Genomic DNA, 19528 nt, shown 5'->3' with positions numbered 1-19528 from the left:
TACGTATAAGCTTTCCACTTAATACGTATATAAAAGTGTGCGCACACTTTATACACTAGATCTTATCCACCCGTTATGTTATTAAAATAAGCGGCTCCCAAAAGTTGGTTGTGAAATTCACAACTAACCTAGTAAAATAATATCACCATTATATAGCCCGGTCAATTAGTTACTAAAAGAAAGTTCCAATTTCAACAATTGACAGGGTTAATTATTCGTTTACCAGCGCGTATTGTGAAAGGTTTCATTAGGAGTCTAGCCAAATAAAATCAGGGACATTTGTACCTAGTAAAACGAGTTATTATAGTACCAATTTAAATTTGCTATACCTATAACTTGTATTTATAAAAAAAAGACCTCCATAGAGGCCTTTTGCAACGGTTCTAGTTATTTCAAACAAGTTCAAAGTCAACGCTCTGTTCACTTCTTACTACATTAGTAACTCTAATCTTAATTTCATCTCCAACCCTGAATATCTTTCCGGTTCGTTCTCCTACAAGGGAATGTGTATTTTCATCATAATTATAATAGTCATCAGTCATTGAACTCACGTGTACAAGCCCTTCCACAAGATTTGGAAGTTCTACAAACATACCAAATGAAGTCACACTGCTTATTATCCCGTCAAATTCATCTCCAATATGTCGTTCCATGTATTCTGCCATCTTTAGATCTACGGATTCTCTCTCAGCCTCAGTTGCTTCCTGCTCTCTTAAAGATGAGTGGTAAGCAATTTTGGTTAGTTTTTGCTCTAATCTTTTTCTTCTAGCTTTTTTTAGTTCTTTGGTATTTAATTTTTCCCTAATTAGCCGGTGTACTATTAAGTCAGGATACCGTCTAATTGGTGATGTGAAGTGAGTATAATACTTGAATGCTAAACCAAAATGCCCTAGATTTTCTGTAGCATATCTTGCCTGTTTCATTGAACGAAGCATTATTTGACTTACGACCTTCTCCTCTTTCTTGCCTTTGACTTCTTCTAGAAGCTTTTGAAAATATATTGGACGCATCTCACCTTTTATTTTGGGCAAGCTGTAGCCTAGTTTTTGAACAAAGGTTCTAAAGTCACTTACTCTATCCTCATCAGGTTCTTCATGAACACGATAAACAAAAGGATAGTCTGCTTCGTAAAAAAAGGTAGCCACTACTTTGTTGGCAGCGAGCATGAATTCTTCAATAAGTCTCTCACCGTGGCCTCTAGGCCTTGTTCTAATCTCTGTAGGTTTACCGCTTTCGTCTAATAATACTTCAGGTTCTGGGAAATCAAAATCTATTGCACCTTCAGTAAACCTATTTTCTCTTAATGTTTCTGCAAGTTCCTTCATATCCCAGAGCATATCTACCACATCGGAATATTTTTCTTCTAATTCTTTGTCTTCACCTGCAAAAATTTCGTTAACTTCATCATAAGTTAATCTGTGGTTAGTCTTTATAACACTAGGGGTGAACTCATAACCAGATACTTCACCTTTAGGCGAAATTTCTATAAGTGCACTCATACATAAACGTTCGATCTTAGGGTTTAGACTGCATATATTGTTAGATAGCTTAGGAGGTAACATAGGCAGTACCCTATCAACCAGGTATACACTTGTTCCTCTCTCCCTTGCTTCAAGATCAAGAGGGGTTCCTTCTTTGACATAATAACTTACATCCGCAATATGTACCCCAAGTCTGTAATTTCCGTTATCTAATCTCTCAAGAGATACTGCATCGTCTAAGTCTTTAGCATCTGCACCATCAATAGTAACTATATCCAAATCCTGAAGCATTCGACGCTCTTCTTTATCTTCCGGTCTAATCTCATCAGGAACTTTTTCCAGATGTTCTTGGACCTTCTCAGGGAAATCTAAAGACATTCCATATTTGTAGACTATAGATTCCACATCAACACCAGGATCACCAGGGTCACCAATAATTCTTTCTATTACACCAACGGGACTTTTCTTATCATTCTTAGGCCATTCAACAATCTTTGCAACTACTTTTTCACCATGTTTTACATCCTTCATTTCATCTTTTCCCACAAATATATCTTTTGAAAACCTGTTGTCATCAGGTAAAACAAAACCATATGCTTTACTTTTTTCAAAAGTACCTACAATTTCTTTTGAGCCTCTTTCTAATATTCTTACTACTTCTCCTTCCGGGCGTTTGTCGCTACCACCTTCCTTGTGCACCCTTGCAACAACTTTGTCCCCATGAAGTGCACCATGTAGATCATTAGGACTCAAGAATATATCAGGATTACTAGCTTCTTCAGGTATCAAAAAAGCAAAACCTTTTGAGTTCCCCTGTACCATACCTACAACCAAATTCATTCTTTCTGGCACTCCGTAGTATCCGTGTCTTGTTCTCACCAGACTACCATCTTCTATTAATTTTTCGACAATCTTGCTCAGCCTTTTTGTCTGCTTCTTTTTGTTCACCTTCAATGCTTTTTTAAGTTCTTCAAAGCTTACAGGCCTTGAAGCTTCATCTTTCAAGTATGAAATTATATTATCTCTAAAAGTCATAATAACTCAGTTAAATCCTCCTTCCACTACAAACAAACTTACTATAATTGGTCTATAGGTCAATACTATCCGATATATCACACATCGCTTCTAGCGACAGTTCCAAAAATTCTTCTAGTTCCATATCAAGCTCTTCACAGGCTGCTATTTGAGCCCTTTTAGCACCTTTTGCAAAAGAAGTTTCATTAAATCTGTTTATAAGAAATTCTAAGTCAATTGAACCAAGGCTTTTATCGGGATGTATCAAAGCAGCAGCTACTATTAGGCCTGTCACTGGATCAGCACAATATAAGGCTTTATCTATCTCGCTATTTCTTGGCAATTCATGGATATCATTATGGACTTTAACAGCATAGCAGATATCTTCGTCTACATTTTTTTCTTCTAACATTTCGGCACTAATCTTACTGTGCTTTTCAGGTTCGTCTTTTGTTTTTTCGTAATCTACATCATGTAGTAATCCAGCAAGCGCCCACTTCTCGGCATCTTTGTCCATTTTATTAGCTAATTTTTTCATTACTGCTTCAACTGCCAATGAATGTTTTATTAAGTTTTCATTTTCAACGTTTTCTTTCAAAAATTTCAAAGCTTCCTCCCTATTCATTGTTATTCCCCCTTTTCTTTTATTAAATACTTTTGACTATCTTTTTTATATCTTATGTAAATATGGGTCAACTGCAAAAAGTCATATGAACAAAGTTTTATTTTTGTAGATTAATAAAATAGAGGCCGCAACAAGCTATGTCACGACCTCTATGTTTACATAGATTAACAGATTGATATTTATAGGAATAACGGTGCAAAAACTAAAGCAACAATACTCATAAGCTTGATCAGTATGTTTATACTTGGGCCAGAAGTATCCTTGAATGGGTCACCAACAGTGTCACCAACAACTGAAGCAGCATGAGTTTCGGTTCCTTTACCACCATAATTACCTGCCTCAATGTACTTCTTAGCGTTGTCCCATGCACCACCAGCGTTAGCCATAAATATAGCCATCATAACACCGGAGGCAAGTACCCCAGCAAGAAGTCCACCAAGAGCATCTGCACCAAGTAAAAGTCCTATAACAATAGGCACAATCACTGCCATAAGACCGGGAACAATCATCTGCTTAAGTGCAGCAGCAGTACTGATATCAACACATCTTGTATAATCAGGCTTATCTGTTCCTTCCATGATTCCGGGTTTTTCTTTGAACTGTCTTCTAACTTCTTCAATCATCTCATTAGCGGCACGACCAACAGCTTCCATAGTCATAGCTGAGAATAAGAAAGGCATCATGCCGCCTACTAGAAGACCAATAATAACAGTCGCACTAGTAAGGTCAATATATTCTAAGCCAACAGCTTCTGTATATGCACTAAATAGAGCTAGAGCTGTTAGTGCAGCTGAACCAATTGCAAATCCTTTACCGATCGCAGCAGTTGTGTTACCTACTGAGTCTAATTCGTCAGTTATATCTCTAACCTCAGGTTCAAGATCAGCCATTTCAGCAATACCACCTGCGTTGTCAGCAATCGGCCCGTAAGCATCAATAGCAATAGTAGTTCCAACAGTTGCAAGCATTCCAACAGCAGCAATTGCTATCCCATATAACCCTGCAAGGCTGTGTGCTATAAATATCGCTACAACAATAACTATAATTGGAAGGGCAGTACTCTTCATACCAACAGCAACACCGCCAATAATGTTTGTTGCTGTTCCGGTTTGAGATTGTTCAGCTATACTTTGTGTTGGATAATAATGATCTGAAGTATAGTACTCAGTAATCCTACCAATAAGTATCCCTGCTATAAGTCCAGCGATAATTGCAAAGAAAGGTCCTAACTCTCCAAGTAAAAAATCAGTTAAGAAAAAAGCAGCTATAAGCAGTATAATTGCACTCACTATCGTTCCTCTTTCAAGGGCTGAAGCTGGCTTTTGCCCTTCTTTTACATTTACAAAAAAGTATCCTATAACACTTGCTAAAACTCCTACAGAACCTATTATGATTGGTAGTAAAACCCATTCATAGCCAGCTCCATCATTAGCTACTGAAATAGCTAAACCTAAACTAGAAGCGGCAATTATAGAACCAACAAAAGACTCAAAAAGGTCTGCTCCCATTCCTGCAACGTCACCAACGTTATCTCCGACATTATCTGCAATTGCAGCAGGGTTTCTAGGGTCGTCCTCAGGGATTCCTGCTTCTACCTTACCAACAAGGTCAGCACCCACGTCAGCAGCTTTTGTATAGATACCGCCACCAACACGTGCAAATAAAGCAATAGAACTAGCTCCCAAGGCAAAACCGTTTACAATCTCAGGACTTTCAAAAATCAAAAATAAGATACCTAGACCTAATACACCAAGGCCTACAACTGATAGCCCCATTACCGAACCACCAGAAAAAGCAGTTCTTAAAGCTTCATTCAAACTACTTCTTGCATCATTAGCTGTTCTAGCATTTGCTTGGGTAGCAATGTTCATACCCAAAATACCTGCTAAACCTGAAAAAACTGCTCCTACAATAAAAGATACACCGGTTTGCCAGTTGATAAGTATTGCAATAATTACAAATAAAATCGCTACAAATACAGCCAAATTAGTGTACTCTCTTCTTAAAAATGCAGAAGCACCCTCCTGGACCGCCTCAGAAAGCTCTTTCATTTTTTCAGTACCTTGAGGTCTCGCTTTAACTTTACCGATTAAGTAAAAAGCAAACAATAACCCGATGATACCACAAATAGGAGCGATCCATAAGTAGGTTGAAAATAATGCTGGATCCATATCCATTATCAAGTTCCCCCCTTAAATTTTAAAACTTTTAATTTGAATTACTTTAACCCAACAGCATTAACCCCATTGCTGAAATAACGACAATCACGCCACTATACTACTGCCAACAAAATAGAGTTGACAATAAATAAAATTGCCGTGACAGTTGTTACCTTGCTTAACAAATCGTCGATCCCTTTTTTCTTGCCAACAAAGCTCTGTGCTCCCCCTGCTATAGCCCCAGACAAACCAGCACTCTTACCTGATTGTAGTAACACTGAAGCAATAAGTATTATAGCGATGATAACATGCACTATTACAAGGAAAATGTACACTCATCCACCCCCTTATAAATCATACAGTTTGATTTTTATTACTGAATTCTAATTACGACATTTAACATTTTAACACAATGCTTATTAAAAAAGCAACAAAACCAAATATCTCTACACACCCTCATTACCTTTGAAGGTTAAAAAAAGCATCCATTCCACTATAAATTGAAAATTCAGACAAGCTTTCACCAATTCTTAAAAGTTGATTATATTTTGCCACCCTGTCCATACGTGATGGTGCGCCTGTTTTTATTTGACCGGCATTTACAGCTACTGCCAAATCAGCTATAAAACTATCGTCAGTTTCTCCGGATCTATGGGAAATAACTGAAGTGTAAGACGCTTTTTTGGCCATTTCGATTGCTTCTAGGGTCTCTGTTACGGTACCTATTTGATTAAGCTTTATTAATATACTATTTGCTATTTTATTGTCAATTCCTCTTTGTAGGCGCTCAGTATTAGTTACAAATAAATCATCACCTACAAGCTGTATTTTTTCTCCAAGCTCTTCGGTTAGCTTTTGCCAGCCATCCCAGTCATCTTCGTCAAGGGCATCTTCAATTGAGATAATAGGGTATTCGTCAACAAGTTTTTTATAAAACTCTATCATCTCGTTACTATCCATAATTTTTCCTTCACCTTTTAGGTTATACTTTCCATCGTCATATATTTCAGCAGCTGCAGCATCAATTGCAAATCTAATATCATCTTCAGGCGTATAACCGGCCTTTTTCACCGCTTCCATTAGCATATCCAGGGCTTCTTGGTTTGACTTTAGATCTGGCGCAAATCCTCCTTCATCCCCTACTGAAGTTGCAAGCCCTTTTTCTTTAAGTACTTTTTTTAGCGCGTGAAACACTTCTGTCCCCATTCTAAGTCCTTCTGGAAAATCAGCAGCACCTACTGGCATTATCATAAATTCCTGCAAATCAACATTGTTATCTGCATGTTCGCCACCGTTTAAGATATTTAACATCGGCACCGGCAGTGTTCGCCCAGAAACCCCTCCTAAATACTGATATAAAGGTAGCTGTAGGTTGATAGCTGCTGCTCTTGATACTGCCATAGATACACCCAAAATAGCATTGGCGCCGATATTTCCTTTGTTGTGAGTACCATCAAGCATATTCATAGTTTTGTCAATCTCCACTTGATCAGTAACATCAAGGCCAATAATTTCCGGGGCAATAACCTGGTTGACATTTTGAACAGCTTTAAGAACTCCTTTTCCCAGGTACCTTCCCTTATCATCATCCCTCAATTCTACAGCTTCGTATGCACCTGTAGAAGCTCCTGACGGCACCATTGCACTTCCTACTGCACCAGATGCAGTTTCGACATCTACCTCAACTGTAGGGTTTCCTCTTGAATCAAGAACCTCTCTTGCCTCTACCGACAATATTTCTCTCATTATTAATTTGCCTCCTTTATTAGACTTCTTCCTGTCATTTCTTCAGGTTGACCAAGTTTAAGCAGTTCAATTACAGTTGGCATAATATCTGCTAATTTAGGTTCTTCTAAATCTTTTAGTTCATAATTTTTATTTTTATCGACAAGTATAAATGGAACGTTGTTATTAGTATGGGCGGTATGAGCTCCTCCTGTATTTGGATCTATCATCATTTCTGAATTTCCATGGTCTGATGTTACAAGAGCTATTCCGCCTTTTTCTAAGATATTTGGTACAAATTTAGCCAGGCACTTGTCTAGAGCTTCAAGAGCTTTTATACATGCATCCTGATCTCCTGTATGGCCTACCATATCAGGATTTGCATAGTTTATTAATACGAAGTCATAGTCTTTTTCATTTATATTGCTAATGGCCTCTTCTGTTACCTGATAAGCGCTCATCTCGGGTTTTTGATCATAGGTATCGACTTTAGGAGAAGGTATAAGCACCCTGTCTTCTAATTCATAGGCTTCTTCCTTCCCACCATTAAAAAAGAAGGTAACATGAGCATATTTCTCTGTTTCTGCAATTCTAAACTGCGATTTTTTCTTCTCTGCCAAATATTCTCCCGCTATGTTTATTAGCTTTTGAGGTGGATAGGCTACAGGCAAATCAAACTCATTATCATACTGGGTAAAACAAACGTAATCTACATCTTCTTTATCGATAAAAGCCCTTGTCATCTGCCTAGCTCTATCAGGTCTAAAATTAAAGCAGATAACCCCATCACCCGGGCTTACGTATTCATTCTTATCATTCTTATCGTCTTTATCATCTTTGTCTGAATTATTAATGTTTGTAGGTTCAATGAACTCATCTAGCTCGTCACGCTCATAGGCCTTTTCCACAGCTTCAGAAGCAGTATCCACATTGATCTCAGCTTTTCCCTTAAATGCCTTATAAGCTTTCTCAGTTCTTTCAAAACGCTCGTCCCTATCCATAGCATAATATCTACCCATAACAGTCTTTATCTTTCCAACTCCTAGATCCTGTATAAACTCTTCTAATTGGTCAATATATTTTTTTGCTATTTTGGGTGGAACATCTCTTCCATCTGTCACAGCATGGATATATACATCCTTCAAACCTCTTTCCTTAGCTAATTTAAGAAGGGAAAATAAATGCTCAATATGGCTGTGCACTCCACCGTCTGACAAAAGCCCCCATATATGTAGTGATTTTTTCTTACTAACCAACTTATCAATCAAACTTGTCAGTACTTCATTCTTAAAAAAATCACCTGTTTCAATTTCTCTATCTATTCTTGTCAATTCCTGATAAACTATTCGCCCTGCTCCTATATTCATATGCCCCACTTCACTATTACCCATCTGACCTTCAGGAAGGCCTACACTCAAACCATCTGCTTTAAGGGTTAACCATTTGTAGTCATTAAACAAACTGTCAAGATAAGGGGTCTCTGCAAGAGCCGGGGCATTCCCATCTTTTTCATCTGACATTCCATATCCATCTAATATTATTAAAGCAACTGGTTTTTCTGGTTTTTTCTCTTTATTTATCAAATTATTTCACTCACTTTTTTTATTAGCTCTACAAAAGAATCAGATTTTACGCTTTTACCACCAACTAGAGCTCCATCTATGTTTCCCATATTTACAAATCCTGCTATATTATCAGGGTTGACACTTCCCCCGTATAAAACAGGTACAGCTTCTCCATTTCTTTGATCAATATTTGCTAGAACTTCTTTGATATAGCTTCCCACTTCTTCGGCATCTTCTGGAGTTGCAGCTTTGCCTGTTCCTATTGCCCATACAGGTTCATAGGCGATTATAATACGATTTAGCTCATTTTTATCTATTCCCCACAGAGCTTTTTTGATCTGAATCTCTATCACAGGAAATGTAATCCCCTGTTCTCTTTCTGTATCATTTTCTCCTACACATAGTATTGGAATCATATCTAATTCCAGTATTTTCTTAACTTTTTTGTTAATATCCTCATTTACTTCTCCAAATATATTTCTTCTTTCAGAATGACCAACTATTACATATTTTACCCCAAAGTCTTTTAGCATTGAAGGAGATACTTCTCCTGTATATGCCCCTGACTCTTCAAAGTATGAATCCTGAGCACCTAGCTCTAACCAGGCTGGTTTCTTATCAGATGCCCTTTCTAGTGCTATTGATGACGGACAAACAATAGCTTTAATACTATTATCTAAACCATAAGACTTTGCATCTATATTAAATTGCCCGAGATTTGTCATAAAATCTTCAGTTTCATTTGGAGAGTTATTCATTTTCCAGTTACCAGCAATATATACTGTCATATTCATTGCAATCCTCCCAACCTATTTAGATAGTGCAGTAAAAATCATTTACTTGAAAGTACTTCTACACCAGGCAATTTACTTCCTTGTAAAAATTTTAAGGTTGCTCCACCACCAGTGGAAATATGTGATATTTTTTCTTCAACTTCAGCCTTTTTCATAGCTGCTGCTGAATCTCCTCCGCCTACTACAGTAACACCATCACAATCTGCTAGAGCTTTTGCAACCTTAACTGTTCCTTCGTGATAAGGGGGAGTTTCAAAAACTCCCATTGGCCCATTCATTATTACAGTCCTTGCATCTTCTATAATGTGAGAAAAGATATCCACGGTTTCATCACCTATATCTACAGCCATTTCTCCTGCTTCAATTTCACCAACTTTAGCCTGACGGCGATGCGTCCCATTTTTTAGGTTATCGGTTACAACCAAATCAAAAGGAAGCACCATCTGAATACCGTTGTATTCTGCCTTTTTTAGTAGATCTTCAGCAGTATCAATTACTTTTTCTTCAACAAAGGAATTGCCTAGATCAAACCCTTGAGCTGCCAAAAATGTATTTGCCATTCCTCCGCCTATCAAAATTTTGTCCACTTTTCTTATCAAACATTCTATAACTCCAATTTTGTCACTTATCTTGGCTCCTCCAAGGATAGCCACAAAAGGCCTTTCTGGATTCTCTAATAGATCACCAAAAAATCTAAGCTCCTTCTCCATCAAAAGACCTGCATACCCATCTACTTTCTCGGCCACCCCATAAGTAGATGCATGAGCTCTGTGTGCAGTACCAAATGCATCATTCACATAGATGTCAATCAAATCAGCCCAACCCTCTGCCAGGTTTTCATCACATTTTTCTTCACCAGCAAGAAATCTAACGTTCTCAAGCATTACTATTTCGCCGGGCTGTATTTCTTCTAGATCTTCTTCTATATAATGAGGATCAACATAATCAAGTTTTTTAATTTTCATGCCTATTAATTCTTCAAGCTTCTCTGCTACAGGATCAACTCGGTAATCTTCTACAACCCTGCCTTTAGGTCTACCAAGATGTGTAACCAATATAGTCTTTGCTCCATTTTTGGCCAGATATTTTACTGTCGGGATAGAGGCTTTTATTCTGCTATCGTCTACAACTTTTCTGTTCTCTAGAGGAACATTGAAGTCTACTCTAACAAAAACTTTTTTTCCTAAAACGTCCACATCCTTTACTGTCTTCTTCAACGTTTCATTCCTCCAATATATATTATATTTTTATATCCCTTTATCTGCCATATACTCAATTAAATCCACCACACGTACTGAATAACCCCATTCATTATCATACCATGCCACAACCTTTGCCATTTCCTTGCCAACTTTCATAGTACTGTCAGCATCTACTATCGCGGAATGGTGGTTACCAGTATAGTCGATCGAAACTAAAGGCTCTTCATTATAATCTAGTATCCCCTTCATAGAAGTCCTAGCAGCCTCATCAAAAGCTTTATTTATTTCTTCTTCAGATACATCTTTCTCTAGGGTAGCAACTAAATCAACAGTAGACACGGTAGGAGTTGGTACTCTAAAACTAATTCCATCTATCCTACCATCAAGGGAAGGTATAACCTTAGACACTGCTTGAGCTGCACCAGTTGTCGTTGGAATTATTGACATGGAAGCAGCTCTAGCTCTTCTTTTATCTTTGTGAGAATTGTCTAGTAAAACTTGATCATTAGTATAAGCATGAATTGTAGTCATCATAGCTTCTTTTACCCCAAATTGATCATTCAAAACTTTTACCAGTGGGGCTACACAATTTGTGGTACAAGATGCATTTGATACAACATGATGTTTGTTTGGGTCATAATCTTCTTCATTTACACCCATTACAATCATCAAATCTTCATTCTTCCCAGGTGCTGTTATCAGGACTTTTTTGACACTTCCACCCAGATGTTTCGAAGCTTCATCACGCTCTCTGAATTGTCCTGTAGCCTCTACTACAACATCAATATCCAAAGAGTCCCATTCAAGCTTTTCTGGATTTCTTTCTCCCAAAATTTTTATCTCTTTGCCATCCACATAGATAGCTTTCTCCCCAGGCTTAACTTCTTTTTCCCAGATACCATAAAGGGAATCATATTTCAAAAGATGACACAATAGATCCGGGTCCCTTGTACTGTTAATAGCAACCAGATCCACCCCTTCTTTATCAAGTAAAAGCTTAATTACAGCACGCCCTATCCTGCCAAAACCATTCACACCAACTTTAATTGACATAAGTTAAAACCCCTTTCCAAATTATTTTGTGTATTTTTCTAACTTTTGAATTCAAACTGCAAAAAGTCATATGGACAAAGTTTTGTTTTTAATTGCAGTTGAGTCAAATTTTTATTGATTCAATAATCTTTCTAGCAGCTCCCTCATCTGTCACTAGTATGTCATCGTGTTCTGTTTCTATCATTGCTAGAATTGCTTCAGCTTTATCCCTGCCTCCTGCAATTGCTACTACTGTAGGTATCTCATCAAGATCATCAAGGGTCAGTCCTACAGTATTAACTTTCTCAATTACCTGTCCCTCTCTGTTTAGGTAAAATCCAAAGGCTTCGCCAGTCGCACCTTCTCTTTCAAGAAATCCTCTTTCTTCTTCGTTTATTCCTCTTCTCTTGGCCATAACTTCTGCCCTTCCAATCCCATGAAAAAGTATATGGGATTGTTTAATAAGAGTTATTATCTCTTTAATAGTTGGTTCGCACAATAAGCTCTTAACAGACTCCTGGCTTAATTGGTCCGGTACATGAAGCATTCGATATGCACAATTTAATTTTTTGGCAATCTGAGAAGCTACTGTATTTGCCTGATGTTCTACTTTTTCACCAAGACCACCTCTAGCCGGAACCACAGTTAAGTTTTCTTTATTCAAGTTAGAGGGCAACATTTCAGCCATAGCTGCAAGGGTTGACCCTCCAGTAACAGCTATTACTTTGCTATCTTTCTCTTTAGCATTACATTTTTCTTTTGTAAAGTTACTATCAATCAACCTTCTAAATAATTTTGAAGCAGCACTTCCTAGTTCTTGTTTTATGACCTCATCTTCGTAAGAATCACCGGGGACAATTATAACTTCTTGTAATTTTAACAATATTTTTAATTCTCTTTCCAGCTCTGACAGTCCAGTTAAAGTCCGGATAATATCCCGGCCCTTATTAACCATATCCTCGCCCCGCTGTGTCAAATACATCCCGTTAGCAGATACTTGAACAAAATGTCTGTCATTTAGGATCTCAAGTTCATTCCTTAGTTTTCTTTCCTTTATTTTCAACCTATTAGCAAGATTTCTTCTACCTATTGGTTGAAAATAGGAAATGTTGGAAAGTATTTTGTACCTTAAATGAATCATCTCATCAATCTCAGGCGTTAATTGATGTAAAAATTCTAATTCTTTTTCCAACTGAATTTCACTCCCGGCTAATACAAAGGATTAGTATAAACCAATAAAAAATAAACTAGCGAGGCAAATTTGTCCCGACCGGGTAATATTTATCCAGCCTCGGCCAAAAAAATCAGGGACTAGAAAGTTTCTCCTAAGTATTCTATTACTACAAAGATTTAAATGTTCCTTCAAAAAAAGACAAAATTAGATTTCTTTTTTTATTTTTTTTGCCATCCTCTCTAATTTTCTTATTCGATGGTTTACTCCAGATTTGCCAAGAGGTGGATTAAGTTCCTCTCCAAGCTCTTTTAAAGTTTTTTCTGGATAATTAACTCTTTTAATAGCTATCTCTTTAAGATCAGGAGGCAAGTTAGATATACCAATCGCTCTGTCTATTATATCAATATTTTCTACCTGCCTTAAAGACGCAACAACCGTTTTTTGTAAGTTTGCTGTTTCACAGTTTACAAGCCTATTTATTTTGTTTCTCATGCCTTTAAGAACTCTAACATTTTCAAAATCCAAAAGGGCTTTGTGAGCTCCAATAACATTTAAAAAAGTCGAAATTTCTTCGCTTCCTTTAATATATACTATATAACCATTTTTTTTCTCCATCAAGCCTGGTTTAAGGTCAAAAAAATCCATAATCCGGACCAAATCTCTGCCCTTACTTTTATATTCCGTTATTATCTCTAGATGGTATGAAAGGTCGGGATCAGTCATTGAGCCAGAAGCAAGATAAGCACCCCGTAGGAAACTACGCTTACAGCATTCATTTTCGATTACTTCTTGATTTATATTCTCATTTAACATCAAACCTTCTATACCTTCTTTGATAAGGCCTATCGACTGAAGTATTTTTAGTATCTTCTCTCTTCCTTCTATTCTTAAATTATATACCTTATTTTTCTTTAATCTAGTCTTTTGTCTAACAACAATCTGGGCTTCTACTTCAAAAACTTCTTTTAGTAGCGAAAACATCCTTCTAGCTACTGCAGCATTTTCGGAGTTTAGTTCCAGGTATATTTTTTTACCTAAGTTCATACTACCATTTATAAATATATAGGCTCCAAGTTCGGCCTTAAGACAACACTGTGTGTCTACTTTTATTCTTGTTACTTCTTCTTTACTATCTCTTGCAAAAGACATAAGCCTTTCATCCCCTCATCTCCTTAAAAAATTAGATGCCTTTTTATCATTTGCTCTAATTAAACCTGAAAGGGAAAGAGTAGATAGATTTAAGTCACTTTTTAGTTTTTCTGACACTATCTCTTTCATTATTGCACGACCTAAGGCTTCATGGTTATGCCTTATAAGTGAACTGTCTAGAGCAAAGTCACCGCTTAAAATTTTTATTTTATTTAGCTCATTCAAATTTTCCTTATCTATTTTCACCGGCACCTGCCCTTCTTCTTGATATTTTTTCAAGGCTTTCTGGTTAAATTTTTTGTGACGATTAGCTACAACTGTATTAACCAGGTATGAACCTGTATGCTCTTTAAATACTTCTAGATGATTGGACAAAGAATAATTATCAGTTTCACCTGGTTGGGTCATTATGTTTGCTACCCAGATTTTTGGAGCTTTAGATTTTTCTATCTCTTCTACTATACCAGGAACAAGCAAATTGGGTATTATACTGGTATAGAGGCTACCTGGACCAATTATAATAGCATCAGCTTCCCGTATAGCTTCCATAACTTCAGGAAGAAGTTTAACATTATCATCCTTTATTTTTATACTCTTTATTTTTTCCCCGGGATTTGGTATCTGACTTTCTCCTTTTTCTTTTCGCCCGCTTTCGTATAATGCTTCTATAGTCAGCGGCTTGTCCGTAACGGGTAACACCTTCCCCTTTACAGCAAGTATTTTTGAAAGAGCCTTAATAGATTCCAAAAAACCAAGGTTTTCATTTAGAGCTGCAATAATTAAATTTCCTACGTTATGACCTGCAAGTTCTTTTCCTTTTGTAAACCTATGTTCAAATATTTGTTCCAATAAAGGCTCAGTATCTGCAAGTGCCAAAAGACAGTTTCTGACGTCCCCCGGAGGCAGCATATCTAGCTCTCCTCTCAACTTACCGGAGCTTCCTCCATCATCTGAAACTGCTACCACGGCCGTTATGTTTCCAGTATATGGCTTTAGCCCCCGAAGCACTGCCGGAAGCCCTGTTCCACCACCTATAGCTAGAACTTTAGGCCCTTTTTTCATCTGTCTCCTATTATACAAGATTTCGGCAAGTCTTCCCTCATCCTGAGGTAACAGGATACTTATAATTGATCTAAAAGCTTTTTTTATTCCAAGCCACACGAAAAAAAGCCCAATCAAAGCAATTATTAATCCATTATATCTAGAATGCATTCCAAATAACTCGCTTAAAATTATAAAACTTTCACGGCTAATAGAAGCCAGGTTAAGCGGTCCAATAACTACTGTTACCCCTGATAATATCATAATAAAACCCAGGAAAGCTAAAAACAACCATCTTTTTACTTTAAGTCCTGGATAAAGCCATTTCAGTTTCGCCATTTTACTACCAACCCCTATTTATCTTTATCCCGATGCAAGATAATCACATTTTTACCTTTATCCAAAAAGTCTTTTTTTAACCAGTTAATAACAGCTACAGAACGGTGACGTCCACCTGTACATCCAACAGCTATAACAACTTGAGTTCTTCCCTCTCCAACAAAGCAAGGAATCAAAAAATGAACTAAATCACTTATTTTCTCTAAAAACTTATGCGCTATCTCTGAGTTAAATACATAATTACTTACATCCATGTCTTCGCCAGTCTTTTCCCTATATTCTTCCACATAATGAGGGTTTGGTAGACACCTCGCATCAAAAACAAGATCTGCATCCATAGGTAGGCCGTGTTTATAACCAAAACTCATCAAAGTAATAGATATATAATCGTCCCTTGTTTTTTGGGTGTACATACTGGTTATTTCTTTTTTCAAGTCCCTTGGAGTTAAACTCCCGGTATTAAGAATTTTGTCCGCCTTTTCTTTTACCTGCTGTAATTTATCTCTTTCTTTTTTGATCGCCTCTTCGATATTATATTCATCAGATAGTGGATGTCGTCTTCTAGTTTCTTTATAACGTCTTATTAAAATCGAAGTTTCGGCCTCTAAGAATAATATCTCATAAGATATCTCGTACTTTTTCAATTCATCTAGGGCCCACTGAAGAGAATCAAAAAACTCCCCCCCTCTGATATCAGAAACCAGGGCTACTTTATCAACCTTGCCTTCAGATTGTAAAATTAGCTCTGCAAATTTGGGGATAAAAGTCGGCGGAAGGTTGTCCACACAAAAATATCCAAGGTCTTCGAAACATCTAACTACTTCAGTTTTACCGGCTCCTGACAAGCCTGTAATAATAACCAGTTCATGTTTCATAAAATATACACCCCATTCATTTTTATACTTCCTGACGTTCTTGTTTTACTACTTTAAGTAAGGACTCCCTGTTAAATTCCTCAACTACGTATAATGAACCTCCAGCTTCATCAGTTAGCTTTCTCAAAAAACTGACATTTGGCTCTAATCCTATGCAGGTAAATTTATAACTTGTTTTGGAAAGCTCTTTTGCAGCGCGAAGCGTCTCCAAAAAAGGGTCAGCACCTCCACCACATATTGTGGGTAAGCCATCGGTTATCAGTAGCAGCATAGAATTTTTTCTGCCTTCTCTTTCCATATATCTTTTTCCTTCTTTTATTCCATAGGCCATAGGGGTCAACCCAGCAGCTTTTAGACTTGCTAACCCTTCTTTCATCTCAGATCTATCTCTAGTAAAGGGAACTTTTATTTCTACCCTGTCTTCTTGAAAAGATATTATTGATACTTTGTCTCTAGTAGTAACAAGTAGATGTTCTGCCAAAAACTTGACTTCTTTCATTCTTCTTCCAGTCATGCTGCCGCTCGCATCTATCAGTAGACACAGGTCAAGAGAGGTGAATTTTTGAGGTTTAACTACATGCACATCTTCAGGTTTTATTGTGAAATAATCTTTTTCATTATAACTTCTAACAGCACCTCTTACAACCGTTTCTGTTATTGCGATAGGCCCCCCTAATTCATTACCTTCTCTTTTTTTCACTTCGCCTTTTCCAAAATAGTTTCTTGTAAGACCATCACCTTTTTTCTTAATTTTCTTTGGAAGAGCACCGTGGGCATCAGGTAACTTTTTTGCCAATCGTTTCAAATTAAATTCTATATCCTTTAGATGCCTTTGCATATATTTCATTATATTTTTTCCATGCTCAGTTAAATATAACTTCCCATCCTTCTCTTTGAGAATATTTTTTTTCAACAAATTATCCATATCATTGTATACCCTGGGATATTCCTTTTCTATACTTTTTTTAGGATATCCTTTATTTAGCTTTTCTACAAAATCTTGAACTTTGGCAGGATCATCAAGACATTCACTTCTAATTTCAGATAGGTCCCTGGTATTTTCAGAGCTATATTTTCCGTTTTCAAAAGGATTTATATTTTCACTTTGGGCTTCTATATTATCACTTTGGTCTTCTTTAATTTCAGTTTGGTCTCCTATATCTTCATCTTCACCGGTAGCATTTGAATCCTCATTTGATGGCTTGCCACTTTTATTATTATTCTCTTCTTTTAACAATGTATCGGCGTCACTTGCATAATCACTTGTATCAAACGAAGACTCATTTTCATTGTCATCGCCATCATCTTTTTTGCTTGTTTTAACAATAACTCTTTCAATTTTTTTTAATTTATACCCCTGCTTAATTATCCCTCTTTCTAGTCCGTCAATCAAAGGTAAAATCAAGCAATAATTATCAGGGATCAAATATAGGGCTATATGAACATGATTTAGATGTGCATCTCTTAGAGTCTTTTTTTGACCATATTCTAATGTTCCAGTTAACCTGCCACCTCCACTGCCCGTCTGAATATCAATATAATCCTTAAGCCATCCAGGGACATCTACCTCATCTTCCAAATCATTAATATAATGTAATATGTCCCTGGCTAATTTTTTTTGATCGGGACGACCTATTTCATGAAAACAATCAATGTGAATTATCTCTCCTGGGTTCTTTCTATGATAAAATGTTTGCCCTGCATCTTGTGGTACTGTAACTACTTTATCTGGCTCATTTGGGTCTACAGTATGTACCTGCGTACTTACAACAGAGGCTTCTCCTACCCTGAGTCCTTCCCGGTTAGTCAGGGCATCAAAAATTTTTTCTTCTAAGCTATCTACTCTGCCGACAGTTTTCATTCATCCTTCTCTCCTTTTTTTATTAGCTCACCTTTTTCCACCAGCTCTGAAATAGGCTTTGCATCAACTTCTGGTGCTCTCATGTTATTTTCATCAGGTTTCATTTGTACTCCGCTGCCTCCGCTCTGACAGCTTTTAGAGCTATTATTGTCACTATTTCCCGTAGCATTACTTTTACTTTTGGCAGTATTATTGTGACTGCAGCTTTTATTACTTTGATCACCCGTTCCTTTTGATGAAGTAGGCCCCGGCATTTTAAATTTGTCTAAAAGAGATTTAATAAAATTCTTTCTAGTATTAGTTTTTTTATCGTTGTTTTCATTAAAGTAATTCTTGCTTGGATAATCTAATTTTTCTTCTGTAGTTGTAGGTTCTTCTTTTTCCTTTTTTAGGTAATCTATAATATTCGAAAGGGTTTTTTTGTCTACTCTGTGCTTTAAAGCCATCGGAGTCACCTCTAATAGTTCCTGGAGTTCTCCTCTTTTCTTGCCTTTTACAGCCGATTTTAATATTGATCCTAATCTTAATGCTTTAAGCGCCCTAAGACTTTCAAGCTTATAATTAACATAAATATGAGCAAGGTTTTTTTCTACACTTTTTTCTAATTCAAAACTGTTTTTATCCGAGGACAATACGCTAAGTAAATCATTTTTCGTCTTTGTATCCTGATTTGCTGTTGAATATATATTTGTATCCAGAAAGTTTTTATTTTGAAGTATTTTTTCAACTACTTCCTTTTCTCTCGGTCTTTCCACAAGGACAGAAAAATCAAATCTATCTGATAGCTGTCTTCTGATGTCTTCTAAAGAACCTGGATCTTCATCAGGGTTTGAAGCGGCCCAAACAGAAACGTTGACGGGTAATTCTACCTTTTCGAGCCCTGTTTCTTCGATCTGAATCTTTCCTGGTTTTGTCCCCATTACATCAAGGAGAATATCAGCAAGTTCAGGAGAAGTATCAGCCAAACGATTTATTTCGTCTACAAATATTATACCTCTATGTGCCCTGGGTATTATACCTGGCAAAAGAGCTGCTAGAGGTTTTTTGCTGTCGGTTAACTTTTTTAGATCTATACTACCAGCCACTGTTCCCGGTTTAGCTGTATGTGAGATTTCAAAATATGGAATCTGTATATACTCATACCCAATCTTTTCTACTTCTTTTTCTGTAAGATTCTTGTGTAAAGGACAGTGAGGCATATTCGGATCACAATTATATTCGCAATCCTTTATTCTTTTTATTTCTGGAAGTACATTTTTCACACTTCTGAGTATAGTAGTTTTACCAGTTCCTCTAGGACCCTCAGCATGAAGATGAAAAGGAATCTCCTTAAGAATTGAGAGAATAGCTATTTCAGAAGCTTCAACCAGATGGGAGTTACCCGAGTGTTTAATCAGTTCGTTATAATAAACCAAGTTATATTTCACCCCTTGAAGCGATATATTAAAATCTCTCTCATATTAGTTTTATCTCCAAAAGAATATTAATACAT

General features: G+C 36.8%; 15 protein-coding genes. All 15 read right to left on the bottom strand.

Annotated elements, in window-relative coordinates:
• Positions 1 to 392 precede the first annotated feature (392 nt).
• Positions 393 to 2516 carry a ribonuclease R gene (rnr, locus tag ACONDI_RS00965; protein WP_241079634.1) on the bottom strand — a complete coding sequence of 708 codons (2124 nt, stop codon included), beginning with the start codon at positions 2514 to 2516 and terminating at the stop codon, positions 393 to 395.
• A gap of 52 nt (positions 2517 to 2568) precedes the next feature.
• On the bottom strand, positions 2569 to 3120 hold the full coding sequence (locus ACONDI_RS00960; RefSeq protein ID WP_241079633.1) for an HDIG domain-containing metalloprotein: 552 nt from the start codon (positions 3118 to 3120) through the stop codon (positions 2569 to 2571).
• A gap of 179 nt (positions 3121 to 3299) precedes the next feature.
• Positions 3300 to 5297: a sodium-translocating pyrophosphatase gene (locus ACONDI_RS00955; protein WP_241079632.1), complete on the bottom strand. Its 1998-nt coding sequence runs from the start codon at positions 5295 to 5297 to the stop codon at positions 3300 to 3302.
• A gap of 95 nt (positions 5298 to 5392) precedes the next feature.
• Positions 5393 to 5614 carry a preprotein translocase subunit SecG gene (secG, locus tag ACONDI_RS00950; RefSeq protein ID WP_241079631.1) on the bottom strand — a complete coding sequence of 74 codons (222 nt, stop codon included), beginning with the start codon at positions 5612 to 5614 and terminating at the stop codon, positions 5393 to 5395.
• A 124-nt stretch (positions 5615 to 5738) separates the two neighbouring features.
• The gene (gene eno / locus ACONDI_RS00945) at positions 5739 to 7025 is read right to left on the bottom strand and encodes a phosphopyruvate hydratase (RefSeq protein ID WP_241079630.1); all 1287 of its coding nucleotides are present in this window, start codon (positions 7023 to 7025) and stop codon (positions 5739 to 5741) included.
• 2 nt (positions 7026 to 7027) lie between these two features.
• A complete protein-coding gene (gene gpmI, locus ACONDI_RS00940; RefSeq protein WP_277397796.1) occupies positions 7028 to 8587 on the bottom strand; it encodes a 2,3-bisphosphoglycerate-independent phosphoglycerate mutase in 1560 nt (519 codons plus the stop codon).
• Positions 8584 to 9363 (bottom strand): triose-phosphate isomerase, encoded by a 780-nt coding sequence (gene tpiA, locus ACONDI_RS00935; RefSeq protein WP_241079629.1) that lies wholly within the window; start codon positions 9361 to 9363, stop codon positions 8584 to 8586. Before tpiA ends, gpmI begins: the two co-directional genes overlap by 4 nt.
• 38 nt (positions 9364 to 9401) lie before the next feature.
• Positions 9402 to 10580, bottom strand: a complete 1179-nt coding sequence (locus ACONDI_RS00930) for a phosphoglycerate kinase (protein WP_241079628.1) — start codon at positions 10578 to 10580, stop codon at positions 9402 to 9404.
• Positions 10581 to 10610: 30 nt separating this feature from the next.
• Entirely contained in the window at positions 10611 to 11618 is a 1008-nt protein-coding gene (gene gap, locus ACONDI_RS00925) for a type I glyceraldehyde-3-phosphate dehydrogenase (RefSeq protein WP_241079627.1), read from the bottom strand.
• A gap of 103 nt (positions 11619 to 11721) precedes the next feature.
• On the bottom strand, positions 11722 to 12789 hold the full coding sequence (locus ACONDI_RS00920; protein WP_241079626.1) for a sugar-binding transcriptional regulator: 1068 nt from the start codon (positions 12787 to 12789) through the stop codon (positions 11722 to 11724).
• Between the two features lie 186 nt (positions 12790 to 12975).
• Positions 12976 to 13920, bottom strand: coding sequence for a DNA-binding protein WhiA (whiA, locus tag ACONDI_RS00915; protein WP_241079625.1), 945 nt, complete (start codon positions 13918 to 13920; stop codon positions 12976 to 12978).
• 15 nt (positions 13921 to 13935) lie between these two features.
• A complete protein-coding gene (locus tag ACONDI_RS00910) occupies positions 13936 to 15300 on the bottom strand; it encodes a gluconeogenesis factor YvcK family protein (protein WP_241079624.1) in 1365 nt (454 codons plus the stop codon).
• A gap of 14 nt (positions 15301 to 15314) precedes the next feature.
• Positions 15315 to 16175, bottom strand: coding sequence for an RNase adapter RapZ (gene rapZ / locus ACONDI_RS00905; protein WP_241079623.1), 861 nt, complete (start codon positions 16173 to 16175; stop codon positions 15315 to 15317).
• Positions 16176 to 16197: 22 nt separating this feature from the next.
• Positions 16198 to 18036, bottom strand: a complete 1839-nt coding sequence (locus ACONDI_RS00900; RefSeq protein ID WP_241079622.1) for a vWA domain-containing protein — start codon at positions 18034 to 18036, stop codon at positions 16198 to 16200.
• Positions 18033 to 19451, bottom strand: a complete 1419-nt coding sequence (locus tag ACONDI_RS00895) for an ATP-binding protein (protein WP_241079621.1) — start codon at positions 19449 to 19451, stop codon at positions 18033 to 18035. The genes ACONDI_RS00900 and ACONDI_RS00895 overlap by 4 nt, the downstream gene beginning before the upstream one ends.
• Between the last annotated feature and the right edge of the window lie 77 nt (positions 19452 to 19528).

The organism is Natranaerofaba carboxydovora (assembly GCF_022539405.1).
Classification (GTDB): domain Bacteria; phylum Bacillota; class Natranaerobiia; order Natranaerobiales; family Natranaerofabaceae; genus Natranaerofaba; species Natranaerofaba carboxydovora.
The sequence above is the reverse complement of the archived record's forward strand: the minus strand, read 5'-3'. Positions and strand labels throughout refer to the sequence as shown.